General features: G+C 60.2%; 25 protein-coding genes and 1 other RNA gene. 19 read left to right on the top strand and 7 right to left on the bottom strand.

Translation table 11 applies throughout. The features are described from left to right. The first annotated feature begins 495 nt into the window (after nt 1-495). The 10 genes from BN1130_RS18865 (at nt 496) to BN1130_RS18825 (ending at nt 10039) form a co-directional block, all read left to right on the top strand. Entirely contained in the window at nt 496-903 is a 408-nt protein-coding gene (locus tag BN1130_RS18865; RefSeq protein ID WP_042043931.1) for an antitoxin Xre-like helix-turn-helix domain-containing protein, read from the top strand. Continuing rightward, complete coding sequence (locus tag BN1130_RS18860; RefSeq protein ID WP_042043930.1) at nt 900-1592, top strand: RES family NAD+ phosphorylase; 693 nt, start codon at nt 900-902, stop codon at nt 1590-1592. The genes BN1130_RS18865 and BN1130_RS18860 overlap by 4 nt, the downstream gene beginning before the upstream one ends. A 470-nt stretch (nt 1593-2062) precedes the next feature. Beyond that, on the top strand, nt 2063-2974 hold the full coding sequence (locus BN1130_RS18855) for a LysR family transcriptional regulator (RefSeq protein ID WP_042043929.1): 912 nt from the start codon (nt 2063-2065) through the stop codon (nt 2972-2974). Between the two features lie 355 nt (nt 2975-3329). Then, entirely contained in the window at nt 3330-3680 is a 351-nt protein-coding gene (locus BN1130_RS18850; protein ID WP_042043928.1) for an ArsC family reductase, read from the top strand. A 22-nt stretch (nt 3681-3702) separates the two neighbouring features. Then, a complete protein-coding gene (gene dapE, locus BN1130_RS18845; RefSeq protein WP_042043927.1) occupies nt 3703-4830 on the top strand; it encodes a succinyl-diaminopimelate desuccinylase in 1128 nt (375 codons plus the stop codon). A gap of 26 nt (nt 4831-4856) precedes the next feature. Continuing rightward, the gene (locus BN1130_RS18840) at nt 4857-5564 is read left to right on the top strand and encodes a M15 family metallopeptidase (protein WP_042043926.1); all 708 of its coding nucleotides are present in this window, start codon (nt 4857-4859) and stop codon (nt 5562-5564) included. Continuing rightward, nucleotides 5561-5710 carry a hypothetical protein gene (locus BN1130_RS22435; protein ID WP_157014099.1) on the top strand — a complete coding sequence of 50 codons (150 nt, stop codon included), beginning with the start codon at nt 5561-5563 and terminating at the stop codon, nt 5708-5710. The genes BN1130_RS18840 and BN1130_RS22435 overlap by 4 nt, the downstream gene beginning before the upstream one ends. Nucleotides 5711-5954: 244 nt before the next feature. After that, nucleotides 5955-7685, top strand: a complete 1731-nt coding sequence (locus tag BN1130_RS18835; protein WP_042043925.1) for a potassium/proton antiporter — start codon at nt 5955-5957, stop codon at nt 7683-7685. 23 nt (nt 7686-7708) lie between these two features. After that, nucleotides 7709-8812, top strand: a complete 1104-nt coding sequence (locus tag BN1130_RS18830) for a beta-N-acetylglucosaminidase domain-containing protein (RefSeq protein ID WP_042043924.1) — start codon at nt 7709-7711, stop codon at nt 8810-8812. Between the two features lie 12 nt (nt 8813-8824). Further along, nucleotides 8825-10039: a cation:proton antiporter gene (locus BN1130_RS18825; RefSeq protein WP_042043923.1), complete on the top strand. Its 1215-nt coding sequence runs from the start codon at nt 8825-8827 to the stop codon at nt 10037-10039. A gap of 74 nt (nt 10040-10113) precedes the next feature. Here BN1130_RS18825 and BN1130_RS18820 read toward each other — a convergent pair whose 3' ends face one another. Continuing rightward, on the bottom strand, nt 10114-10746 hold the full coding sequence (locus BN1130_RS18820) for a LysE family translocator (protein WP_042043922.1): 633 nt from the start codon (nt 10744-10746) through the stop codon (nt 10114-10116). A 163-nt stretch (nt 10747-10909) separates the two neighbouring features. Here BN1130_RS18820 and BN1130_RS18815 point away from each other — a divergent pair, with 163 nt between their 5' ends. The 3 genes from BN1130_RS18815 (at nt 10910) to BN1130_RS18805 (ending at nt 13550) form a co-directional block, all read left to right on the top strand. Next, a complete protein-coding gene (locus BN1130_RS18815; RefSeq protein ID WP_042043921.1) occupies nt 10910-12532 on the top strand; it encodes a methyl-accepting chemotaxis protein in 1623 nt (540 codons plus the stop codon). 176 nt (nt 12533-12708) lie between these two features. Further along, nucleotides 12709-13242, top strand: coding sequence for a DUF1523 family protein (locus BN1130_RS18810; RefSeq protein WP_042043920.1), 534 nt, complete (start codon nt 12709-12711; stop codon nt 13240-13242). Continuing rightward, nucleotides 13239-13550 carry a winged helix-turn-helix domain-containing protein gene (locus BN1130_RS18805; protein ID WP_042043919.1) on the top strand — a complete coding sequence of 104 codons (312 nt, stop codon included), beginning with the start codon at nt 13239-13241 and terminating at the stop codon, nt 13548-13550. Before BN1130_RS18810 ends, BN1130_RS18805 begins: the two co-directional genes overlap by 4 nt. A gap of 59 nt (nt 13551-13609) precedes the next feature. Here BN1130_RS18805 and BN1130_RS18800 read toward each other — a convergent pair whose 3' ends face one another. After that, nucleotides 13610-14080, bottom strand: coding sequence for a hypothetical protein (locus BN1130_RS18800; protein ID WP_042043918.1), 471 nt, complete (start codon nt 14078-14080; stop codon nt 13610-13612). A gap of 212 nt (nt 14081-14292) precedes the next feature. Between BN1130_RS18800 and BN1130_RS18795 the strand changes: the two genes are divergently transcribed. Further along, the gene (locus tag BN1130_RS18795; protein WP_042043917.1) at nt 14293-15030 is read left to right on the top strand and encodes an RluA family pseudouridine synthase; all 738 of its coding nucleotides are present in this window, start codon (nt 14293-14295) and stop codon (nt 15028-15030) included. A 128-nt stretch (nt 15031-15158) separates the two neighbouring features. Here the strand turns inward: BN1130_RS18795 and udp are convergent, their stop codons facing one another. After that, a complete protein-coding gene (udp, locus tag BN1130_RS18790) occupies nt 15159-15914 on the bottom strand; it encodes a uridine phosphorylase (protein ID WP_042043915.1) in 756 nt (251 codons plus the stop codon). A 531-nt stretch (nt 15915-16445) separates the two neighbouring features. Between udp and BN1130_RS18785 the strand changes: the two genes are divergently transcribed. Together BN1130_RS18785 and BN1130_RS18780 are read left to right on the top strand one after the other, a co-directional pair. Continuing rightward, a complete protein-coding gene (locus BN1130_RS18785) occupies nt 16446-16784 on the top strand; it encodes an outer membrane protein assembly factor BamE (RefSeq protein WP_042043914.1) in 339 nt (112 codons plus the stop codon). A 118-nt stretch (nt 16785-16902) separates the two neighbouring features. Then, a complete protein-coding gene (locus tag BN1130_RS18780; RefSeq protein ID WP_042043932.1) occupies nt 16903-17538 on the top strand; it encodes an NAD(P)H-binding protein in 636 nt (211 codons plus the stop codon). A gap of 98 nt (nt 17539-17636) precedes the next feature. Here BN1130_RS18780 and BN1130_RS18775 read toward each other — a convergent pair whose 3' ends face one another. Further along, nucleotides 17637-17996: an RnfH family protein gene (locus BN1130_RS18775; protein ID WP_042043913.1), complete on the bottom strand. Its 360-nt coding sequence runs from the start codon at nt 17994-17996 to the stop codon at nt 17637-17639. 98 nt (nt 17997-18094) lie between these two features. Then, the gene (locus BN1130_RS18770) at nt 18095-18529 is read right to left on the bottom strand and encodes an SRPBCC family protein (protein WP_042043911.1); all 435 of its coding nucleotides are present in this window, start codon (nt 18527-18529) and stop codon (nt 18095-18097) included. Between the two features lie 249 nt (nt 18530-18778). Between BN1130_RS18770 and smpB the strand changes: the two genes are divergently transcribed. After that, the gene (gene smpB / locus BN1130_RS18765; RefSeq protein ID WP_042043909.1) at nt 18779-19267 is read left to right on the top strand and encodes an SsrA-binding protein SmpB; all 489 of its coding nucleotides are present in this window, start codon (nt 18779-18781) and stop codon (nt 19265-19267) included. Nucleotides 19268-19488: 221 nt separating this feature from the next. Next, nucleotides 19489-19848: a transfer-messenger RNA gene (gene ssrA, locus BN1130_RS21875) on the top strand. Nucleotides 19849-20017: 169 nt separating this feature from the next. Here ssrA and BN1130_RS18760 read toward each other — a convergent pair. Together BN1130_RS18760 and BN1130_RS18755 are read right to left on the bottom strand one after the other, a co-directional pair. Continuing rightward, nucleotides 20018-23164, bottom strand: coding sequence for an efflux RND transporter permease subunit (locus BN1130_RS18760; protein WP_042043907.1), 3147 nt, complete (start codon nt 23162-23164; stop codon nt 20018-20020). Between the two features lie 17 nt (nt 23165-23181). Continuing rightward, nucleotides 23182-24354, bottom strand: a complete 1173-nt coding sequence (locus BN1130_RS18755; RefSeq protein WP_042043904.1) for an efflux RND transporter periplasmic adaptor subunit — start codon at nt 24352-24354, stop codon at nt 23182-23184. A 160-nt stretch (nt 24355-24514) separates the two neighbouring features. Between BN1130_RS18755 and BN1130_RS18750 the strand changes: the two genes are divergently transcribed. Then, nucleotides 24515-25153 (top strand): TetR family transcriptional regulator, encoded by a 639-nt coding sequence (locus BN1130_RS18750; RefSeq protein ID WP_042043903.1) that lies wholly within the window; start codon nt 24515-24517, stop codon nt 25151-25153. Nucleotides 25154-25268: the final 115 nt, after the last annotated feature.

The raw sequence follows: 25268 nt of genomic DNA, 5'->3' as shown, positions 1-25268 counted from the left end.
GTGGCGTTTTTTGCACAAATGATTTGGTGCAAAACGATAGCCCAGCCCGCGCCATGGCTGGGGCTTTAGGGGGGATCAGGAATTTCACAGAATTTCATTTTATGAACGATTGTCGCTGGGACGATCACGCCAGATCCCGGCAAGATAAAAGGTAAGTGTATGAGTTATATGGATAAGCATTAGGATTTCGTGAGGATCGCTATCGCGGGGGCGGATCAGGTGTGACCTCTTGGTTATGTGAGAAATTAATGTTTAATCATGTATTTAGGGGGAAGATTGGCAAGGATCCAGAAATGCACGGGTGATCGTTTTCAGGATCTGAATTGACTGCGAAAGGAACTGGCAAGGTGGTCAGCTTCCCCGCAATCGAGTGAATCACGATGAAGGTGTCTTATACTGCGTACTACAGACCCTTTTTGTCTCTGCATAGACAAATGTTGGTAAGTGATTTACTCTGAGACTTAGTAAATCACCAACGGTGCCAAGGAGAATCACATGTCGAAGCATCTGAACCCCGCTGCAAATGCAGGCGGTAACCGAGCTCTGATCGCGGTCAGAGCCGCAATGAAAATCCTGGACAAATGGAAGTGCTCTGCTGAGCAACAACAGAACATCCTGCAACTTTCCAGAGCGGCTTTCTACAAGTACCGCAACGAAGAGACCAAGACTGCATCCTTAAGCCATGACCAGCTGACCCGGATCAGCTATCTGCTGAACATGCACTCAGCTTTACGCATCGTGTTCACTAACCCGGATAATATCTATGGTTTCATGACAATGAAGAACGATAATGCGTTCTTCAATGGCGTCTCGCCACTATCTGTCATCGAGAGCGGTGAGTTTGGCAACCTCCACGAGGTAGCGAAACGCGTTGATGTGCTGCGCGGGGGCGTAGCTGGATGATCCATCTTGGGCTCCCAAGAACGGCGGTTGTCCCCATTAAAGGCTACCGCCTTATTCATACGAAACACCCACCGATTTCCGTGTTTGCGGATGTGGCCAGCCCTGAAGAATTCGACATTTTGTTCGAAATACAAGAAATGACAAATCCGCGTTTATCGGCTGAGGTGGGCAATCTCCGTTTGCTTCCGCGTGACGAGTGGGTACTTGGGATCCCTGGAGCGCACTACGCAATGGCCGCCTTCACCCACGTAAATCCGGATGGGAGTAGATTCTCGAATGGTGACTACGGGGTTTACTACATCGGGGACAGCAAAGACACTGCGATTGCAGAGATAGTCCATCACTGCAATCGCTACTGGCGCAACGTGCCAGAGCTCAAGTTCGAACGCTTTGAGTATAGGTGTCTGACAACTGAGCTTGGTGGTTCTGTATTCGCAGATTTAACCGGTTTGCCAAGCGAGCACGAATACTATCACCCGACCAACTACAGCGATGCGCAAGTTTTAGGTGCAAATCTACGGAGCGCCCGCGAACTTGGTGTGACTTATCGCTCTGTCAGAAATAAAGGTGGTATCTGTTGGGCTCTCTTAACGCCTAGAACCATCACAAGCATCATCCAATCCTCTCTCCACCAGATCATATGGGATAACGGCATCACCTCGGTCAATTTGGTAACCCCCAATCCCTGAAGGTAATCCCACGCTCGTCACTATCACCAAAGTGGCTGGCACCCTCCTGCTCTAAGTTGTAGATGCAAACAAAAGCCCCAGTCATTACTGGGGCTTTCTCTGGATTTCTCAATGTGGTCAACCTGTGGACACTGATAGAAACAATTCCTTTTATTTCAATATATTATAATTAAATTAATGAGCACCCCGAGGCGCGTTTTATTTGTCGGCTTGAAGATGCGCCTGGCTCCCATAAAAAAACCCGCCATGACGGCGGGCATACAAGCAAGCAACACGCTGCCTGGCAGAGTAAAAGAGTTCAGGTTTGTCGAATCGCCACCCTAGGCACCACGCAAAAAGGGGCAACTGTTCGGCACTACCTCGCCAGATGACAGAGGCAACTGACCGGCATGCCGCACGTCGACGGCAAGCAGATTAGGGTGACTGCACCTATTAAGGAAATGATTTGTTAGTATCCCGTTATGCATAGAGTGAATTTACGGGGCATAGACCTCAACCTGCTGGTGGTGCTCAAGGCCCTGCTCGAGGAGCGCAGCACCACCAAGGCGGCCGATCGCCTCGCCATGAGTCAACCCGCCGTCAGCCGGGCCCTCTCCCGCTTGCGGCTGCTCTATGATGATCCCTTGCTGATCCGCACCCCCCAAGGGATGGAAGCCACAGTGCGGGCCGAGGCACTCTTGCTGCCCCTGCGCGAGATCCTCGCCGGCATAGAGCAGACCCTGAGCCCGTCACCCGAGCTGGATCCCAGCTGTTTCGAGGGGATACTGCGCATCGGGGCCCACACCTATGCCGAATACGTGATCCTGCCCAGCCTGCTCACCGAGCTGCAACGGCTCGCCCCTCGCCTGCGGGTACAGATGATCCCCCTGACCCAGGCGTTCGAGCATCAACTCGACCAGGGCGCGGTCGATCTGGTGATCAGCAAACAGGATGATCTGCCCGGTCGCTTTCGGCGCCAGCCCCTGTTCGAGGATAGGTTGCAGAGCTGCGCCCACCGCCACCATCCCCTGCTGGGCCAAAGGCTCAGCATCGCCGACTTCGCCAGGGCCCAGCATCTGCTGGTTTGCCCCCGAGGCGAGCCACACGGTATTGTCGATGAGCTGCTGGCGGCCCACGGCCTGCAGCGCGAGATCCCGCTGGTGGTGCAGAGTTTTCTGTCCGCCCCCTTCATCCTGGCCCAGAGCCCGCTGCTGCTGACCGCGCCCGCCCGCATACTGCAGCCCATGATGGCACTGCTCGATCTGGCCGAATGCGCGCTCAGCTTCCCGCTGCCGCGCTTCGAGATCAGCCTGATCCGCCATCGGCGGGACGACAACCACGCACTGCTCAACTGGTTTGAAGGGGTATTGCTGCGCTGGGCCGCCCAACTCGACGCCATCTAGGCCGAAATCTTGAGACCCAGGCCTCGCGGCCCTGCCAGCATCCGGCCTCTCCTTGCATGACAGACCCTCTGTTCCAGCACGCACGGCGGCCTGGCTGGTAGCCATGAACCAGGTGTGGCTACCCTGCCAGCATCCGGTCTCTCCTTGCATGACAGCCCCCCTGTTCCAGCACACAAGGCGGCCTGGCTGGTTGCCTTGAACCTGGTGTGTATACCCTGCCAGCATCGGCCTCTCATCGATGGCCAGCACCCGGTTCCAGCACAAGGGTGCCCCAGGTCGTTGCCTTGGGCGGGCCACAATGCCAGAATCGGCCTCTCATTGATTTCGGGGCCACGCCCCCAGAGAAGGACTCCCCATGGCCACCACCCTCTATGGCATCAAAAACTGCGACACCATCAAGAAGGCCCGCAAGTGGCTGGATGAGGCAGGTGTCGATTATCGCTTTCACGACCACAGGGCCGATGGCCTGGAGCCTGCCCGGCTGGACGCCTGGCTAGACCAGCTCGGCTGGGAAGCCCTGCTCAACACCCGCGGCACCACGTTCCGCGCCCTGCCGGAGACAGACAGACAGGGGCTCGACTTGGCCCGCGCCCGTGCCCTGCTGCTGGCCCAGCCCGCCATGATCAAGCGCCCGCTGCTGGACAAAGACGGCGAGCTGCACCTGGGTTTCAAGGCCGACCACTACCAATCCCTCTTCTCTCGTTAACCTTTTCGTGTAAGGAACGCCGATGTCGACTGTCATCACACTGGCCAAGGATCTGATCCGCCGCCCCTCAGTGACCCCCCTGGATGAAGGGTGCCAGACCCTGATGGCGGAGCGCCTCGCCCGGCTCGGCTTCGTCATCGAACCCATGGTGTTTGAAGACACCACCAACCTCTGGGCCCGCCGCGGCAGCGAAGGGCCACTGTTCTGCTTCGCCGGCCACACCGATGTGGTGCCGGCCGGGCCCCTGGACAAGTGGCACACCCCCCCCTTCGAGCCGACCATCATCGATGGCATCCTCTATGGTCGCGGCGCCGCCGACATGAAGGGCTCCCTGGCCGCCATGGTGGTCGCCACCGAGCGCTTCGTCGCCGCCCACCCGGATCACCAGGGCTCCATCGCCTTCCTCATCACCTCCGATGAAGAGGGCCCCTTCATCAACGGTACGGTGCGCGTCATCGAAGCCCTTGAGGCGCGCAACGAGAAGATCCGCTGGTGCATCGTCGGCGAACCCTCCTCCGCCAAGGAGGTGGGCGATGTGGTGAAGAACGGTCGCCGCGGCTCCATCACCGGCGACCTGCTGGTGCGCGGGGTGCAAGGACATGTGGCCTACCCCCATCTGGCGGACAACCCCATCCACAAGGCGGCCCCCGCCCTGGATGAGCTGGCCAGCACCGTCTGGGATCAGGGCAATGACTTCTTCCCCCCCACCAGCTTCCAGATTGCCAACATCCAGGCCGGTACCGGCGCCTCCAACGTCATCCCCGGCGAATTGCACGTCCAGTTCAACTTCCGCTTCAGCACCGAGCTCACCGACCTTGATATACGCCAGCGGGTCGAGGCCCTGCTCGACAGTCATGGTCTTGACTATGAATTGAAGTGGACCCTCTCCGGCCAGCCCTTCCTGACCGGCACCGGTGCCTTGCTGGAAGCGGCCGTCGTGGCCATAGAGCGCGTCAATGGCCAGCGCCCTGCCCTGCTCACCACCGGCGGCACCTCAGATGGCCGCTTCATCGCCCCCACCGGGGCCGAGGTGATCGAGCTGGGCCCGGTCAACGCCACCATCCACAAGGTGAACGAGTGCGTGAAGGCCGAGGATCTCGATCTGCTGGCCGACATGTATCAGGGTGTGCTGGAGCGTCTGCTGGCATGAGCCAGCCTGCAGGAGGAGAAGCCGCAATGACTCAGGATCAGCTGCTTGGCCAGGATGAGGGACACCTCGTCTTGCTGGGGGCGGGGCCTCACCGGCTCACCGCCGCCGCCGCAACAGCCTTCGAGGAGATGCAAGTGGCCGCCGCCGCCGCAGGCCACAACCTGCAACCGGCCTCCAGCTGGCGCGGCTTCGAACGCCAGCTCGCCATCTGGAACGGCAAGTGGCGCGGTGAGCGGCCACTGCAAGATGCCGATGGCCAACCCCTGAATGCCCTGCAACTCGATGAGGTCGAGCGACTCCATGCCATCTTGCGCTGGAGCGCCCTGCCCGGCACCAGCCGCCACCACTGGGGCACGGATCTCGATATCTATGATCCGGATTGCCTGCCAGAGGGGGGACGCTTGGCACTTGAGCCCTGGGAGTATCAGGCGGGGGGCTGGTTCGCCGGGTTGTCAGACTGGCTAGTCGAGCACATGGGGGATTTCGGTTTCTTTTTGCCCTACGGCAAGGGGGATGCGCAGCAGATCCCCAGCGCGGTCGCCTTCGAACCCTGGCATCTCAGCTTCGCGCCAGAGGCCTGGGGGCAGCGGCTCGATGCCAAGGCACTGGCGCTTTGCCTGCAACAGGCGGATATTGAAGGCAAGCAGACTATCCTGACCCATCTCGACGAGATCCTGGCCCGTTACGTCGTTCCCCATGACGGCGGCCATGACATTAAAAGGAGTACCCCATGAGTCTTTGGCTGTTAATAGGCTTGCCGCTACTCTTTCTGCTTGGCCTGTTTCTTAATGCCATCAAGGACATGAAGCAACTTGAGAAGCAGCTCCCCAAGTACAAGGACAAGATCCGCGACGTCAAGGATGATGACGACGATTACTGACCAAAAGGGACCCTCTCCGGGTCCTTTTTCATGGTGATTCCCCCCCTATCACTGCACAGCCTCGCGCACTCCGCCCTCTCCTGCCGCCTGTTCTCATAGGACTCCGACCTCAATGGGCGACATCACCAGCCAGAGATGGCCAACATGTCTCTAAATTGCAAAATAATGCACAAATAGCCCACACAAGCGGGGGCTAAATGCATATAATGTGCCTGATTTGCATTTTGACAGAAGGAGTACGCCATTGGATGCAGTCAGCATCAACAGTTTCTTTCTTATTGGTGCCCTGTTGGTGGGTGCCAGTGTCCTATTGAGCGCACTCTCATCCCGGCTCGGCATCCCCATCCTGGTAATATTCCTCGCGGTCGGCATGCTGGCTGGGGAAGATGGCCCGGGGGGCATTCATTTTGCCGACTACTCGGTCGCCTACCTGGTCGGCAACCTGGCACTCGCCATTATTTTACTCGACGGCGGCATGCGCACCCGAGTCTCTTCATTCCGGGTTGCCCTCTGGCCCGCCCTCTCCCTTGCAACATTCGGGGTCGCCATCACCACAGGCCTGACCGGCTTGATGGCCGCCTGGCTGTTTGATCTCAGCTTGCTGCAGGGGATGCTGATCGGCGCCATCGTCGGCTCCACCGATGCGGCGGCCGTTTTCTCTCTGCTTGGCGGGCGCAGTCTCAACGAGCGGGTCGGCGCCACCCTGGAGATAGAGTCGGGCAGCAACGATCCCATGGCGGTGTTTCTCACCATCACCCTGATCGAGATCCTGGCCACCGGCCAGCAGGGACTGGATTGGTCCTTCCTGTTCAAGCTGCTGCAACAGTTTGGCCTGGGCGCCGGCATTGGCCTGGGGGCTGGCTGGCTGCTGTGGAAGCTTATCAACAGCGCCAAGCTGGCACCCGGACTCTACCCGCTGCTGACCGTCAGCGGCGGCCTGCTGATCTTTGCCATCACCACGGCGGTGGGGGGCAGTGGCATTCTCGCCATCTATCTCACCGGCCTGTTGCTCGGCAACCGGGTGATCCGCAGCCGCAGCACCACGCTCTCCGTGCTGGACGGCCTGACCTGGCTCAGCCAGATAGGCATGTTCCTGGTGCTGGGCCTGCTCGCCACCCCGAGCAACCTGATGCCCATCGCCCTGCCGGGCCTGGCACTGGCCATGTGGATGATACTGTTTGCCCGCCCGCTCTCGGTCTGGATTGGCCTGCTGCCGTTCAAGAACTTTGCCCCCCGGGAGCGCTGGTTCATCTCCTGGGTGGGACTGCGTGGCGCCGTGCCCATCATCTTGGCGGTGTTCCCCATGATGGCGGGTTTGCCCAATGCCCAGCTCTACTTCAATGTCGCCTTCTTCGTGGTTCTGGTCTCCCTCATCTTGCAGGGCAGCTCGCTGCCACTGGCCTCGCGCCTGGCGCGGGTAGAGGTGCCGGTGCCCCCCTCCCCCATCAATCGCTCCGGCCTGGAGATTGATGTCGACAGCCAGTGGGAGACCTTCGTCTACCGACTCGGCTCGGATAAGTGGTGCATAGGTTCGCCCCTGCGCGACCTCAAGATGCCAACCGGTACCCGGGTCTGCGCCCTGTTTCGCGGCCAGGACCTGCTCCACCCCTCGGGCAGTACCCGGCTGCAGGCCGACGATGTTCTCTGCGTCATTGGCCATGAACATGACTTGACCGCCCTGGGTCAGCTGTTCAGCCAGGCCCCGGAGCAGGATCTGGGACCGCGCTTCTTCGGTGACTTCCTGCTGGAGGCGTCGGCCCGCTTGGTGGATCTGGCCCCTATCTACGGGCTGGATCTCGCCGAACTGGAGGATCCCAATCAGAGCCTTGGCCTCTTCCTTGCCGGCCGATTGGGCGATAATCTGGTGGTGGGTGACCAATACCCATGGCAAGGCATGATCTGGACCGTAGCAGAAATGGATGGGGATGAGGCCCGCAAGATAGGCGTGCGCTTCCTCGATGAAGACCCGGTCTGACGGCCACCTGATGGAGCAACACTATGTCTGAGCACAGCCTGATGTCGGGCGCTGGCGCGCCTAACCCCCACCTCGGTCTCATCGAGGGCTTCTTTGGCAAAGGCTGGAGCTGGGCCGCTCGCGCCCACTACGCCCAGTGGCTACCTCGCCACGGCTATGGTTTTTATCTGTATGCCCCCAAGGATGACGGTTATCTGCGCAAGCACTGGGCACTGCCCTGGCCAGAGGCGCACCTCAACGCCCTGCGCCAGTTTGCCGAGCAGTGTCGCGCCAACGGTCTGGCCTTTGGTGTGGGCTTAAGTCCCATGGGTGCCCATCACGACTACGAGCGTCAACGTCCAGCCCTGCTCGAGAAGCTCAGGGTCATCGACGACGTGCTGGCCCCGGACATACTGGCGGTACTGTTTGACGACATGGTGGGTGACAGCCCTGAGCTCGCCCCCTTGCAGATCAAGATTGCCCATGACATCGCCGCCCACAGCCAGTCCCGTCGCCTGCTGTTCTGCCCCAGCTACTACTCGACCGATCCCGTGCTGGAGAAGGTGTTTGGCGCCATGCCGGCCAACTATCTCGAAGAGATAGGCAAGGGGCTGGATCAGCGTTTCGATATCTTCTGGACAGGCCAGAAAGTGTGCTCAAGCGAATACCCAGCCTCGCACCTCAAGCAGGTCAGCGAGCTGCTCGGTCGCAAGCCTTTCCTGTGGGATAACTACCCGGTCAATGATGGCAGCAAGGCGAGCAGCTACCTGTATCTGCGCGCCTTCGAGAACAGGCCAGCCGACCTGCTGGAGCTCACCTCCGGCCACGGCGTCAACCCCATGAAGCAGGCGGCACTCTCGGCCTTGCCGCTGGCGACGCTGCCGATGAGCTATCGGCTCGGCAAGCAGTATGATCCGGACAAGGCGCTGCACGCCTCCCTCAATGCCACCTGTGGCCCGCAGATCTCGGCCATGATCCAGGCCGACTTGCCACTGTTTCAAGACATAGGCCTGGCCCAGCTCGACCCGGAACAGATCACCCGGCTACGGGCCCGCTATCTGCCGTTCCGAGATCAAGCCTGCGTCGATGAGATAGTGCGCTGGCTGGACGGCGAGTTCGTGTTCGACCCAGACTGCCTGACCGACTGACCGACTGACCCCATGGAGGCGAGCCTCATCTACCAGAATCTGACCATCATCGCCGCTTTCTTGCTGGTCTACAGCCTGATAGCTGGCCGCTTCGAATCCAAACTCATCAATGGCCCCTTGCTGTTCCTGCTGGCGGGGGCCCTGCTTGGCCCCGGCGGTCTCAAGCTGTTCACCCTGGAGATAGACAACGAGGGGATCAAGCTGCTGGCCGAACTGACCCTGGTGATAGTGCTGTTCAGCGATGCCGCCAATACCGATTGGCAGGTGCTGAAAGCCAACCGTCGCCTGCCGATCCGCTTGCTGCTGATTGGCCTGCCCCTGACCCTGGTCGGCGGCGCCCTGTTCGGCCGTTGGCTCTTTCCCGACCTTCCCCTGCTCGAACTTGCCATCCTCGCCACCATACTGACCCCGACCGATGCCGCCCTCGGCCAGGCCGTGGTCAGCAATCCTGCCGTGCCCGCCCCGATACGGGAGGGGCTCAATCAGGAGAGCGGACTCAATGATGGCATCTGCGTACCGGTGATCCTGCTGCTATTGGCGTTGATCGCCCCGACCGAGCAGCACCAGGGTACCGGCGCCCTGGCGCTCAGCCTGATGCTCGAGGAGATTGGCATAGGCGTAGCCGTCGCGCTGGGGCTCAGCCATTTTACCCTCTGGCTGCTCAAGCTCTCCTACCTCAATGGCTGGCAGTTGCCGCTCTGGCGCCAGCTTACCCTGCCGGGTCTGGCCCTGCTCAGTTTCGCCCTGGCCCAGACCCTGGGAGGCAGCGGCTTTATCGCCGCCTTCGTCGCCGGTCTGCTGATAGGCTACCGGTTTGGCGAACACAAGCACGAGTATCTCGACAGCTGCGAGGGGTATGGTGACTTGCTCTCCGTGGTGATCTGGATGGTATTTGGCGCCACCATGCTGCCCATCATGGGCAGCCTGCTCGAATGGAAATACTGGCTCTATGCCCTGGCCAGCCTCACCTTGCTGCGCATGCTGCCAGTGTGGATCTGCTTGCTGGGCACCGGCCTCACACTCGAGCTCAAGCTGTTTGTCGGCTGGTTCGGCCCCCGCGGTCTGGCCAGCATCGTCTTTGCCGTCATGGTACTGCAGAACAAGCCCGCCCTGCTCGGCCAGGACCCCATCATCAAGACGGTGCTCTGCACCATATTGCTCAGCGTGATACTGCACGGCATCAGCGCCAATCCCTGGGTCAATCGCCTCAAGCGCCGTACTCCCTGAGCCGTGAGCGCCCATAAAAATGCCCCCCTCTTTCCCAAAGAGGGGGGCATTTTGCTAGCTGGCAAATGAGTGACTCAGCCCAGGGCCAACCAGAGCCCGACCCCAATCATCAGGGTGCCCGCGATGCGGTTCATCAGCGCCACGTTGCCACTCTTGGCGAGGAAGTGACGCAGGGTGCGACCGCCACTCGCATAGAGCATCAGGCAGGAGAACTCGATAACCAGGATCAGCGCCACCAGGGCACCTATCTGCGGTGTCATTGGCTTGGCGGCATTGATGAAGGGAGGCAGCAGGGAGACCATGAAGGCCCACCCCTTGGGATTGGCAATGGCAGTGACGAAACCCTGCATCGCCAGGGTGAGCGGGCGTGTCTCCTGCACGGTGGAGAGATCGGCCGGGATGGCCATCTTGCCCTTGGCTTGCCACATCTGGATGCCGAGCCAGATCAGATAGGCTCCCCCCACGTATTTGAACGCGGAGAAGAGACTCGGATAATTGAGCATCACTGCCGCCACCCCGACCACAGACAACACCGAGACCAGGCCGACCCCAATCAGCTCACCCCACATCATGTGCAGGGTACGGCGTACCCCCAGGCTCATGCCAAGGGTCATCGCCAGGGTCATGCACATGCCGGGGGTCACGGAAACGAAGAAAAACGTGGGAATAAACAGGGCCAAGATGGCCGGATCGAACCAGTCAGACACACTACACCTCCATGGTAATAAGCAAAGGATCTTGCCTATCACACTCTTTTAACACAAGAAAATCATTTCCTTCAGCAAGATTTCAGCATTAAAAACCTTGTGACAAGCGTTGTCGCGCCTGTGTAAGATGCCGCCTCACACCTCTTTAGGGTTAGGAACTTTCATGTCATTGAATAACCTGTCTATCCGTCTGCAAGTACTCATCCCCCTCCTGTTTGCCAGCCTCTTGATGATCCTGATGGCCGTAGTCAGCAAACAGGCGATAGACGGCGCCATCATGAACATGAACGAAACGACCACCAGCGTCACCCGCCACAAGGATGACATCGCCGCCCTGATCCACACCAGCTACCGGCTACGCACCAACGCCATCTACGGCCTCTACGATCAGGCCCGCTTCGCCGAGCTGCCCGCCATCCTCACTGCCGCCGAGCAGGAGCTAGGGACCATATTGTCCCGACTGGTCATCCCCGGCACCGAGCAGGACAACCGCCAGGTGGCCGCCGCCCTGCAAGACTACTTGGCCCACACCCGCAGCACCATGCTGCCGCTGCTGTCCCAGCGATTCCAGGGGGGCGGCGATCCCGCCGCCGATGAGCAGGCCCGGCTGCGCTTTCGCGAGCTGGGGGAGCAGCTGATCAGGCAGATAGACACCCTGTCGGCCCACATCAACCAGCTGACTCAGCAGGAGATCGCCCTGGAGCAGGCCCACTATCGCGCCACCTTGCTGCAAACCCTGCTGATGATGGCAGCCACGCTACTCGCAGCGCTCTGCGGTGGTTGGTGGCTCTCCGGCCGCATCGTCCAGCCCATCGGCCAGTTGCAGGAGGTGATGCACGCCGTCGCTCAGGGGCGCTTCAACGTGCGCGCCAGATCCGAGGGCAATAATGAACTGGGCCAGCTGGCCAAGGATATCAACCAGACCCTGAGCCAGCTGGGCAGCACTATCCATGCCCTGACCGGCATCAGCGGCAACGTGGCCTCCGCCGCCACCGAGCTGGCCGCCGTCATGACCCAGTCCGAGGCCAACGCCCAGCAGCAGCGCAGCGAGACCGAACAGGTCGCCTCCGCCGTCACCGAACTGGCCAGCACCGCCGACAACGTCAACCACAATGCCGCCCTGGCCGACGAGCTGGCACGGGACGCCCACCGCCGGGTCGAACAGGGGCTGGCCCTGTTTGCCAAAAGCATCCAGGCCAACAGCCGCATGGCAGGCAGTCTGGAGAGCGCCGCCAGCGTGGTGGCGCGGCTCAAGTCCCAGTCCGAGCAGATAGGCAAGGTGACTGAGGTGATTCAGAGCATCTCGGAGCAGACCAACCTGCTGGCGCTCAACGCCGCCATCGAGGCCGCCCGCGCCGGGGAAACCGGTCGCGGCTTCGCGGTGGTCGCCGACGAGGTGCGCCTGCTGGCGGCCCGCACCCAGGACTCCACCAAGGAGATCCAGGGGATCATCGAGCAGTTGCAGAGCCAGTCCCAGTCCGCCAACAACGGCGTTCAGGAGACCCTCACCATCCTTGAGCACAATCAGCGCCTCTCCGCCGAAGTGCACGGTCTGCTGGGGGGCATCACAGAGGCGGTCACCCAGATCAACGGCGCCAATGCCCAGGTGGCCACCGCCGCCGAAGAGCAGTCCTGCGTCACCGCAGACATCAACCGCAACATCACCAACATCTACGAGATAGTGCACCAGAGTGCCGCCGGTATCAGCCAGAGCGCAGCCGCCAGTCACGAGCTGTCACAGCTCGCCGAACAGCAGCGCAAGCATCTGGCCCAGTTCCAGTTGTGATACCCGCTTTCCATGCCCAGACTGAGGCCCCGCCTGCGGGCCTCTCGCCCGATCCAGGCCCCCTTTCGTCATTGTTTAAAACGGCCTTTTTACATATTGGCTTCATTGGGGGCTGTGCCTGACCGGCAAATATCGGTATGGTAGAGGCACGCCAACGCCCCGCTTATGAGAGCATTATGAATCTGAAGTTCAGGAAGCCCGCCTTCATCATCCTGGGGCTCATCGCCCTGCTGTCCGCCACCTGGCTCGATTACTACTTGCCTGAGCACACCATCGCCACCATCACGGGGGTCGAGGTGAAGCGCACCGACAAGGATGGCCCCATCAGCAAAAACAACCCGGCTGATGGCCCGACCACGGATGTGTATTACATCTATACCGAGCGCCCCGGCGAGAAGATCCGGGTGTTTCGCAATGAAGATACCGGCTGGGGCTTCCCCTTCTACTTCAAGTTTGATGCCGCCGATGTTCAGGCCAAGGCCAAATCCATGGAGTTCGAGAAGAAGCTGGCCATCATCACCTCTTACGGCTGGCGGGTGAACATGTTCTCCATGTTCCCGAACGTCACCAAGATCAAGACCACCACCGACGCCAACGCCTCCAGCTGGAGCTTCTTCCGCTGGTTCTGGTTCGGGATCTGGGCCTTGGCTATCGGTAAATCCGCCCTCGCGCTGTGGCGCTACTTCGAGCGCGTAGAGGATGAGATATGAGTAAAGAGGGAGCCACAGGTGCCAGCAAGACCCGCACCAGCTTCTATCGTCGTCTCTATCTTGCTCATCTGATAGCGACCGGCACAGACACAGTGGTGGCCATCATGGCCGCCACTGGCATGCCCAGACGCACCGCCCAGGACACCCTCTGCGCCCTGGCCGAACTGGATCTGCTGTGCGAGTTCGAGCAAACCCCGGGGGCCCGTCATCAGCAGGGCCATTACCGGATCAGTGACTGGGGTCCCATCAATCCCGTCTGGGTCGCGGCCCACATTGACGAGATAAAGCAGATCCTGGGCTATCCCTGAACCGCGACACCTCCCTGCGGTGTAGCCTCCCTGGCTAAAGAGCGCCGCTCATCCTGGTCCTACTCAGTCAAAGGCTCATCCGGCGTCGTTTCCCCACTCTCATCCCGCGTGCAATCGAGAATGGATTGCTTGGGATTATTGGGGTCGCGCAGCAAGAGAGGCGCCTCGCCAGCATTGTGTCTGGCCTCGTCAGAAAAATCATTGCCATAGCGCGCCACCATGAGGTGGCGGGCATTGGCGATGGGCGCATCGATGAAGAGGGCATGCACCTCAAAGGTCGAGGTCGGGATCAGAAAGCCGCTGATGGGCACCTCCCCCAGGGTCTCCCGCGTGCGATACCAGGCAAAGCCATTGGCCACCTTGTAGGGCGTAAAATGAGCGAGTTCGGCATTACCCGGTTTGAGGGTATTGGCATCGAGATAGAGGCTATCGAGGTGACACTCGGCCACCCCGGCCCACAATCGCTCAAACGGGCTGCTGCAACCGGCGAGCGGCAGGCAGAGCAGTAATATCATTGGCACCTTGTCCATCACTGCCCTCCTCAATCCAATGTCAGCCCCATAGGCTCAACCCGGGCCCACTCCTTTCCTACCTTAGCAACTCAGGGTCGCAGGATCCCGCGCTCCAGTCACAGAATCCATGGCAGCATTCGTCGCAGCCCTCCTCTGGGTCAGGATCAGACGCATCCCTGTTATCAGGCTCCCGACCACAAGCCGTGCCAAGCCGGAAACCTGGGTGTATCATGCCCGCCCATCCCTTTCGAACCAAGCCGCCCCGCCAGCCTATGCCCAACCCCGCCATCATTGACGACTTCATCGCCCCGCCCTGTCAGGGAGAGATCCGCATCCTCTATCGGGACCAGGCGTTGCTACTGATCGACAAACCCTCCGGCTTGCTCAGTCTCTCCGGCAAGAATGCGCAAAACCTCGACTCGGTTCACTATCGACTGGTGCAGGATTTTCCCGGCTGCACCCTGGTTCATCGCCTCGATTTTGGGACATCGGGGCTCATGCTGGTTGCACTCAACAAGGTCGTCAATGCCGCACTCTGCCGCCAGTTCAGTGAACGCACCGTCGAGAAGGGTTATCTGGCGCTGCTCCAGGGTCATCTGGTCGAGGATGAAGGGGTGATGGACTTTCCCATTGCCAAGGATCCGGCCCAGTTTCCCTTGATGAAGATCTGCGCCCAGGAAGGGAAACCGGCCCGCTCCCGCTATCGGGTGCTGGCGCGAGAGTATTGGCCCCATGGCGAGCGGGCCATGATCCCCATCAGTCGGGTTGCCTTGCACCCGGAGTCGGGTCGCACCCATCAGCTGCGCATTCACAGTCAGCAACTGGGTTATCCCATGCTGGGCTGCGATCTCTACGGCGGCACGGCACATGCCCTTGCCGGGCGCCTGATGCTCCATGCCCATCGCCTCAGCTTCAATCACCCTCTCAGCGGTGAGCGCATAAACGCGGTCTGCGACTGCCCTTTCTAAACCTGTTCTCGCCAAAGCCGCGATATTCCATCAAGGCGCTCGGCTATCAATTCCCATAAAAAGATAGGGGCCGTGCTTTCGCAACGGCCCCCACCCCCACTCGGTCCTCTTGATAACAAGAGGTGCTATCAGATCAGCTTGCGGGCAGCGCCCAGCACGATCTTGATGGCATCAGATTCGGTTTTTGCCATGGTGGCAGCACTCGGGATCTCTTGCTGAGTGCGGTTGACGATGACGCCAGCAACCATGCCGGCACGCAGCCCCTGGCTGGCGCACATGGTCAGCAGCGTTGCAGATTCCATCTCATAGTTCAGCACGCCCATGGCTTGCCACTCTTTCATGGAACCCTGGAAACGGCTCACTACGCGGCCGGATACGGTGTCGTAACGCTCCTGACCCGGGTAGAAGGTGTCGGAAGAGGCGGTCACCCCCACATGCAGCTTGGAGCCCATCTCTTTGGCAGTGTTGACCAGTGCAGTGGTGCAGTCGAAGTCGGCCACGGCCGGGAACTCCATGGGTGCGAAGTGCAGGCTGGCACCGTCAAGGCGCACGGAACCTGTAGTCACTATCACGTCGCCCACGTTCAGGTGCGGCTGGATGGCGCCTGTGGTGCCGATGCGCAGGAAGGTAGTGATACCCAGCTGGGCCAGCTCTTCCACCGCGATGGAGGTGGACGGGCCGCCGATACCGGTAGAGCAGATGATCACGGCAGTACCGCCCATCTCGCCACGCCAGGTGGTGAATTCACGGTGACTTGCCAGGAACACAGGATTATCCAGCAGCTCAGCGATACGCTTCACGCGCTCGGGATCGCCAGGAACAATCGCCAGGGTGGCACCTTGCAGATCGGCCTTCTTCAACCCTAAGTGGAAAACATCAGACATAGCGGACTCCTGGTTGCTCCCGGCCGACATGGTCAGGGCGCACGTTAAGATGATTCTTTAATGGGACTTTCACATCCTTCACTCCCCTCACTGGGGAGGCGCCAACTATGGTCGAAAGCGCTTTCCAATTCCTTGAAGCAACTCACACTTTCTTGCATTGACAGTGACATTTTTGACGCAAAACGTTTGCTAACTTAATGAATTACTTGAAAAACGTTTTCCATTGCAATCTGGAAACATGGGGTTGTCAATCCTGTCACGCCCCGGTCTGCCACCCTGCATCCAGGTCCAGAACGCGAGGTAGAAATTAGCCCCCTTCAAAGAGATCTGCGGCTGTGCCAACCCACGACAGGCGTGCCACGCAGAGTCGCCTCTCCCTCTGTCGCCCCCATGCAACACATCAACTGGCAGAAAGGGTCGCCTGCCGACCCTTTTTATTGGCTGATGGATCAATGGCTTTTTACTTCCGCCAAGGGAGTGGGTATGATTTGCCGAGCTTAAAAAGACTTGAATGGATGATCTGAACTCGTTATGCGGATGAAACACCTGATTGCCGCGGCACTGACCGCTCTCACTCTCTCTGGTTGCAGCCTGGTTTATCGCATCGATATTCCTCAGGGCAACTATGTAGAACAAAAGCAGGTCGACAAACTGCGCCAAGGCATGAGCCGCGAGCAGGTCGAGTTCGTGCTGGGCTCCCCCATGATGCGCGACAGCTTCGATCCCGACACCTGGTATTACCTGTATGAGTTCCAACCGGGCCGAGGTGACAAGGAGCGCAAGGAGCTGACCGTCAAGTTTGTCGGCGACCGGCTGGCCACGGCGAGCGGTGACTTCCCGTTACCTGCGGCCTTCACCACCCCGCTCTGATATCCACCAAAACCGGCCAAGGCCGGTTTTGTTTTATCTGCCTGGAAGGAAAAACAGGAGCCGCCGACCCGCGCAGTGATTGGCAAGGGCTCACTTTCAATACCCTGAGGAGGTCATCCTGAACCACATCCTGATAGCCGGCGCGACCGGTTTGATCGGACGGGAACTGCTGCGCCAACTCGACCCCGGCCATTCACTGACCCTGCTGTGCCGTAAGGCCGGGGAGGCCCTGCCCGGTCGGCACTGGCTGCCGGTAGACTTCGAGGGACTGGATGAGGTCGCGCTGCCCACCTCCATCGACATTGCCTTCTGCTGTCTCGGCACCACCCGCAAGGAGGCTGGCTCCGATGCGGCGTTTCGCCGGGTCGACCATGACTATGTGCTGGCCTTCGCCGCCCTCGCCCGCCGCCATGGTTGCCAGAGGCTGATCGTCGTCTCGAGCCTGGGGGCCAATCCCCGCTCTCCTGCCCTCTATCCCCGCACCAAGGGCGAGGTGGAACAGGCCTTGCTGGCACAGGAGTGGCAGCGGCTCGCCATCGTCCGCCCCGCCATGCTGCTCGGCGATCGCCAGCCGCCCCGCAAGTCCGAACAAATCATTCAGGGCCTCTATCCGCTGATCAAGCCGCTGCTGCGAGGACGCTTCAGACGCTGGCGCGCCATCGAGGCAAGTCAGGTAGCCCACGCCATGATAACCCTCGCCAGCCAGGAGACGGGGTGTGAGACGGTGGAAAACGAGCGGTTGCAGATAATATGAATCCCGCGCGAATGTGCATCCATCCCGCCTGTTCGCGGTAAAATGGCCGTCAAAAAAGGCGCCGAGGCGCCTTTAACATGCAGGTTGATTCACCCAGATCAGCTTGATTCACCATCGTCCTGCTTGCGGTGCACATCGGGGCGGCCCCCCGTCACCACATCGGCTCGCCCCTCCTCTTTGGCCTTTTCGGCCCGCTTCTTGCGCATCTCTTTGGGATCGGCGGTGAGCGGTCGGTAGATCTCGATGCGATCGCCGTCCTGCAGCAGATCCGAGCCCTTGGCCAGGCGGCTATAGATGCCCAGCTTGTTGACCGCCAGGTCTATCTCCGGGTGCTTGGCCAGGATACCCGAATGCTCGATGGCGGCCTGCACGCTTGTACCGGCCCCTACCCGCAGCGCCAGCACCGTCTGCCTGTCCGGCAGGGCGTAGACCACTTCAATGTTCAGCGCATCAGGCATCTTGAGACTCCCTGTCGCGGTGAGAGAGCACCGGCAGCCCGGTGTGAGCACAAGCCCCATAGCCCGACAGGAGGTAGCGCAGCGTCACATTCAGCGGCTCAGACACCGTACACCACCTTGGCGCGCTGGGAGAACGCCAGCACCATGGAGCCCACCAGATCGCGGAAGATCTGTCCGAATGCCAGCTCAATCAGCTTGGAGGTAAATTCAAAATCGAGATCGAACTCCACCTTGCAGGCATCCACGTCCAGCGGGGTGAAGGTCCACCAGCCCGCCAGCTTGCGAAATGGACCATCGACCAGCTCCATCTTGATCTGGCGATTGGCATCGAGTTGGTTGCGGGTGGTGAAGGTCTTGGCGATACCCGCCTTGGCCACATCCACGGAGGCGGTCATAAAGTCCTCGCCACTCTCATGCACGCGGCTGCCGACACAACCCGGCAGAAATTCGGGATACGCATCCACATCATTGACCAGCCGGAACATCTGCTCGGCACTGAACATCACCAGGGCACTACGGGTAATACGGGGCATGGGGTTTCCTCATCCAATCCCCGGGATTTTATCACCATATCGCCGAAAATCACCGCCGAAACTGCTCATAAAACCGCCACTCGAGCAATTGTGCGTTTTAGCGCCGCCCTCCTCCCCCTATAAATCACCTTGCCAGCCAAAATCACCCCGGAACTGCTCATAAAGTCATCATTCGAGCGGTTGCGCGTTTTACAGCCGCCGCCACCCACGTATAATGCGGCTTCCAAGTCATCGCCGAAGGCGCCCGTCATGAGCAAAAACAACAGTAAAAACAAAGCCGGGTCCAGCACTATTGCCCTCAATAGAGCCGCGCGCCACGAATACTTCATCGAAGAAAAAGTAGAAGCCGGTCTGGCGCTGCAAGGGTGGGAAGTCAAATCCCTGCGGGCAGGCAAGGCCAACATCAGCGAAGCCTATGTCATCTTCTTGCAGGGAGAGGCCTTCTTGTTTGGCGCAAGCTTCCTGCCGCTCAATGCCGCCTCCAGCCATGTGGTATGCGATCCGACTCGCACCCGCAAGCTGCTGCTCAGCCGCCGCGAGATCGATCGGCTCGAGAGCCTGACCGCTCGCCAGGGTTACACCATAGTGCCCTTGGCACTCTACTGGAAAGAGTGCTGGGTCAAGGTGGAAATCGGCCTGGTGAAAGGCAAGAAAGAGCACGACAAGCGCGAAGACACCAAGGCTCGTGAGTGGGATCGCGAGAAGTCGCGCATCATGAAAAACAAGCGCTTGGGCTGATCTCAAGGCAATAAGCCAAGAATCAAGCGCACCGTCACGCCGGGCCCATGGGTCCGGCGTGTTGCTTTGTATGGCCCGCCGTCTTGGTCGGGATTCAACTCCCCCCAGCCCTGATTAGCAATAACGACCATTAAATCAGCAAACACAACGTCAATTCAGTTCATTGTCCGCCAACGCCTTGCCATGGCTGGTTTTTTGCGTACAATCCCAATGGACAACTTGGGGCTGATTCTGGATTCGACAAGATTCACGAAACCCAAGGTGCATGCCGAGGTGCGGTAGGCCTCGTTAATAAACCGCAAAAAAATAGTCGCAAACGACGAAAACTACGCACTCGCAGCTTAATAACCTGCGCTGAGCCCTTCTACCCTAGCTTGCCTGTGTCCTAGGGAATCGGAAGGTCATCCTTCACAGGATCGTGTGGAAGTCCTGCTCGGGGCGGAAGCATTAAAACCAATCGAGCTAGTCAGTACGTGGCGTGTCTCTCCGCAGCGTGTTGGCGAATGTAAAGAGTGACTAAGCATGTAGTACCGAGGATGTAGTAATTTTGGACGGGGGTTCAAATCCCCCCAGCTCCACCAAACGTTTGGAAAGGGCCACTTCGAAAGAAGTGGCCCTTTTTCTATGCTCAACGCTGGGGTAAGGCAGCAGGTTGGCATGGCGCCAATAGAAAGAGGGAGGCACAGGCCTCCCTCTTCTGTCTGTCATGCCCTCACTCAAGGTGACGGCCACTGGCTGAGTCCCATGGGCTTATGCCTGCTTGCTCGCTTTGATCTGCTCATCTGCCTCTGCATCTTTCTGCTTGGTGAAGTAACGCATCACCAGCACGAAGAAGAGCGGCACGAAGAAGATGGCAAGCACAGTGGCACTGATCATGCCGCCCATGACGCCGGTGCCGATGGCGTTGCGGCTGCTGGCCCCCGCCCCGGTGCTGATGGCCAGCGGCAAGACCCCCAGGATGAAGGCCAGCGAGGTCATCAGGATTGGGCGCAGACGCAGGCGCGCCGCCTCCAGCACCGCCTCGCTCAAGCTCATCCCCTTGTCATAGAGCTCCTTGGCGAACTCGACGATGAGGATGGCGTTCTTGGCCGACAGCCCTATGGTGGTGAGCAGGCCGACCTGGAAGTAGACATCGTTCTCCAGCCCGCGCATGGTCGCCGCCAGAATGGCGCCCAGCACCCCGAGCGGCACCACCAGCATGACCGAGAAGGGGATGCTCCAGCTCTCGTACAGGGCTGCCAGACAGAGGAAGACCACCAGCAGCGAGATGGCATAAAGTGCTGGCGCCTGGGAGCCGGCCTGACGCTCCTGGAAGGAGAGTCCGGTCCACTCCAGACCTATTCCCTCGGGCAGTTGTTTCACCATCTGCTCGATGGCTGCCATGGCATCCCCCGTACTCTTGCCGGGGGCCGCCTCACCGACGATCTCCATGGCGGAGACGCCGTTGTAACGCTCCAGACGAGGCGAACCATAACTCCACTGGGTGGTGGCAAAGGCCGAGAAAGGCACCATCTTCCCTTCGCTGTTGCGCACATACCACAGCTTGAGATCTTCCGGGTTCATCCGGAAGGGCGCATCCGCCTGCAGGTAGACCTTCTTGACCCGGTTGCGATCCATGAAGTCATTGACATAGGAGGAGCCCCAGGCCGCCGACAGCGTGCTGTTGATGTCGCTCACGGTCAGCCCCTGAGCCAGGGCCTTCTCGTAATCGATCTTGATGTCGAGCTGGGGGGTATCTTCCATCCCGTTCGGGCGCACCCGCACCAGATTGGGATCCTGCGCCGCCATGCCGAGCAGCTGGTTACGCGCCGCCATCAACTTCTCGTGACCCAGACCCGCCCTGTCTTGCAGGAAGAAGTCGAAGCCGGTGGCCGTGCCGAGTTCGGGGATGGGAGGCAGGTTGAAGGCGAAGACCTGAGCCTCCTTGATGCTGAACAGATAGCCCATGGCGCGGCCTATGATGGCATTGGCGCTGCGCTCGGGGGTGTCACGCTCTTTCCAGTCTTTGAGCTTGATGAACGCCATGCCGCTGTTCTGGCCGCTACCGGCGAAGCTGAAACCCGCCACCGTCAGCACGGAGTCCACATTCTCCTTCTCAGTCTCGAGGAAGTAGTCACGCATCTCGGCAAGCACGGCCTCGGTGCGCTGCTTGGTCGCCCCGACCGGTAGCTGCACCATGGACATGATGACCCCCTGATCCTCTTCGGGCAGGAAGGAGGTCGGCAGGCGCAGGAAGAGCACGGCCAGCACCACCAGCATCCCCAGATAGATGATGCTGTAGCGCGCCCCTTGCTTGATGACCTTGCCCACACCGCGCTGATAGCGATCGGCACCGGCGTCAAACACCCGGTTGAACCAGCCGAACAGGCCGCGATGGCTGGCATGTTCGCCATGCTTCATCGGCTTGAGCAGGGTCGCGCACAGGGCCGGGGTCAGGATCAGGGCCACCAGCACGGAGAGCACCATGGCCGAGACGATGGTCAGGGAGAACTGGCGATAGATGGCGCCGGTTGAGCCGCCAAAGAAGGCCATGGGCACGAACACTGCGGAGAGCACCAGGGCAATCCCTACCAGGGCGCCGGTGATCTGATCCATGGACTTGCGGGTCGCCTCCAGGGGCGATAGCCCCTCTTCGCTCATCAGGCGCTCCACGTTCTCCACCACCACGATGGCGTCATCGACCAGCAGGCCGATGGCCAGCACCATGCCGAACATGGTGAGGGTGTTGATGGAGAAGCCGAACGCCGCCATGACCCCGAAGGTCCCCAGCAGTACCACGGGCACGGCGATGGTCGGGATCAGGGTGGCCCGGAAGTTCTGCAAGAAGAGGTACATGACGCAGAACACCAGGATGATGGCCTCAATCAGGGTCTGCACCACCTCCTCGATGGAGATCTGCACGAAGGGGGTGGTGTCATAGGGATAGACCACCTTCATGTTCGCCGGGAAGTACTGGGAGAGCTCGTCTATCTTGGCCTTCACATGCTCGGCGGTATCCAGGGCGTTGGCACCGGTGGCCAGCTTGATGGCGATGGCCGAGGTGGGTTGGCCGTTGTAGAGCGCCTCGGCGTCATAGTTCTCGCCGCCCAGCTCGACCCGGGCCACGTCCTTGAGCCGTACCTTGGAGCCATCCTGATTGACCCGCAGCAAGATGTCGTTGAACTCCTCCACGGTCGAGAGCCGGGTCTGGCCCATGATGGTGGCGGTAAATTGCTGATCGTTCACCGAGGGGGTGCCCCCCAGTTTACCGAAGGCCACCTGGGCGTTCTGGCTCTGGATGGCTGCCTGAATGTCGGCCGGGGTCAGTTGCACCCGATTGAGACGATGCGGATCCAGCCAGACGCGCATCGAGTACTGACTGCCGAACAGGGTAATGTCCCCCACCCCGTCCAGCCGGCTCAGGGGCTCCTTGATGTTGCTCACCACATAATCGGAGAGATCATCGTTGCTCATCTTGCCATCGCTGGAGATGAAGCCCGCCACCATCAGGAAGCTGCTGGAGGTCTTCTGCACCCGGATGCCTTGCTGTTGCACCTCTTGGGGCAGCAGTGACATGGCCTGTTGCAGCTTGTTTTGCACCTGCACCTGGGCGATATCGGGATCCGTGCCCGGCTTGAAGGTCAGGGTGACCGACACGTTGCCAGCCGAATCACTCTGGGAAGACATGTAGAGCAGGTGATCCAGCCCCGTCATGTTCTGCTCGATGATCTGGGTCACCGAATCTTCCACCGTCTTGGCGGAAGCGCCCGGGTAACTGGCCGAGATCCCCACGGCCGGCGGCGCTATGGTGGGGTACTGGGAGACCGGCAAGGTCAAGATGGCCAGGCCCCCCGCCAGCATGATCACCAAGGCGATCACCCAGGCGAATATGGGTCTATCTATAAAAAATCGTGCCATGAGGCGACTACTCCATCCTACTTGTTAGCCGGGGCGACTTGCGCCTGCACGGACTGCTCACTGGGCGCCACCTCGGCACCTGGTCTGACCTTCTGCAGACCGGCGACGATGACCCGCTCACCGGCCTTGAGACCGGACTCCACCACCCAATTGCTGCCAACGATGCGACTGATGTGAATATCTCGCAGCTCGACCTTGTTGTCGGGGGTGACCACCATGACAGTGGCGCCACCATTGGGGGTGCGAGTCACGGCGGTCTGGGGCACCAGCAGGCCCTGGCTACGCTCACCCTCTTTCAAGGTGGCGCGCATGAACATGCCGGGCAGCAGCAGCTGCTGCGGGTTTGGCACTATCACCCTCAGAGTCACCATGCCGGTGGTCTCGTCCACGCTGACATCGGAGAACTGCAACTCGCCGGATTCACCGTAGGCGCTGCCATCTTCAAGCAGGAAACTTACCTTGGTATTATCGGCCTGACCCGAGGTCAGCTTGCCCGCCTCGACCTGACGCTTGAGACGCAGCAGATCGGCGGTGGACTGGCTCACGTCCACGTACATGGGATCGAGCTGCTGGATAGTGGTCAGGGCCGCGGCTTGCTGGGCGGTGACCAGGGCGCCTTCGGTCACGGCGGAGCGGCCGATACGACCGCTGATGGGGGCCGTGATGCGGGTGTAGTCGAGGTTGATCTCGGCGCTTTGGAGCGCGGCCCTGGCGGCGCCTATCTCGGCAAGTTGCTGCTTCCAGGCGGCATCGGCATCATCAAATTCCTGGCGGCTGATGGCCTTGACCTTGACCAGCTCGCCATAGCGCTGGGCCTTGAGACGGGCGCTGCGCTCGTTGGCCTGGGCCTTGGCCAGATTGGCTGCGGCCGAGGCCACATTGGCCTGATAGACGGCGGGGTCAATCTGATAGAGCAGCTGGCCAGCCTTGACGTCAGAGCCTTCGGTAAAGAGACGCTTGAGCACGATACCGCTCACCTGGGGACGTACTTCCGCGATGCGCAGGGCGGCGGTACGACCGGTCAGCTCGGTGGTGAGCTGCAAGGGGCCAGTGTGTAGCGTGGTCACTTCGACGGCGGTGGGCGGCATCGGGGCCTGGGCCTGAGCGGCCTCTTTATCACCACAGCCCGCCAGCCATCCGGCTGCCAACAAGGCCAGCCCGACCGAACGGGCAATTTTATTTTTATGCATGGAGCACCTGATCCTCTGTCTGCTTACGAACAACCATTCAGGGGGCATTAGGCCCCCATTGGTAAAATCGGTTGAGATGGGGCAATATACATACATCCACGAATGTATGTATATTGGTTTTTGTTATTATCACCACCCTTTTTGGACTAAGCGAACCACGATGGCCAGACGCACAAAAGAAGAAGCTCAGCAGACCCGTTGCCACATCATGAACACGGCGCTGGATCTGTTTTGCCATCGGGGCCTGGCCAAGACCAGTCTGACCGATATCGCCAAGGCGGCGGATCTCACGCGGGGCGCCATCTACTGGCACTTCAAAAACAAGGAAGAGCTGTTTATCTCTCTGTGGCAGGAGCTGTGCGAGCCCCTCTCCCATCAGCTCGATGCCAGCCTCAATCCCGATGAACCGGATCCCCTCGGCCGGCTGCGATTCTTCCTGCACAACGCGCTGCTCAAGATCACCCGCGATCCGGGTCACCGCCAGATGTTCACCATCATGTACAGCCTGGAGACCATAGAGATAGAAGGGGAAGCCTTCACCCTGCGCGAGCACATCCACAAGGAGTCACGCCGTTTCGCCCAGGACATAGAACGATCTCTCGCCAATGGGGTGAAGCACGGTCAGCTGCCCGCCACGCTGGATCTGACCCGGGCGGCCACCCTGCTGCACTGCACCCTGGATGGCTACATCCTCAACTGGCTGCACTTCCCAGAGCGCATCGATCTGGCCCGGGAGGCCGACTACCTGCTCGACAGCCTCTTCCTGCAACTCCGCCACCTGCCCGCCCGGTGTGACTGAGCGCCAGAGGATGCTCCGGCAATCCACACCCTGAAGAGAGGCACCGCAGGGCGGATCTGGCCCTCGGCCCCCTCCCCTTGATACCATGGCCTTCTCTCTCTATTGTCCCGAGCCC

Source organism: Aeromonas rivuli, assembly GCF_000820045.1.
GTDB lineage: Bacteria > Pseudomonadota > Gammaproteobacteria > Enterobacterales > Aeromonadaceae > Aeromonas > Aeromonas rivuli.
The sequence above is the reverse complement of the archived record's forward strand: the minus strand, read 5'-3'. Positions and strand labels throughout refer to the sequence as shown.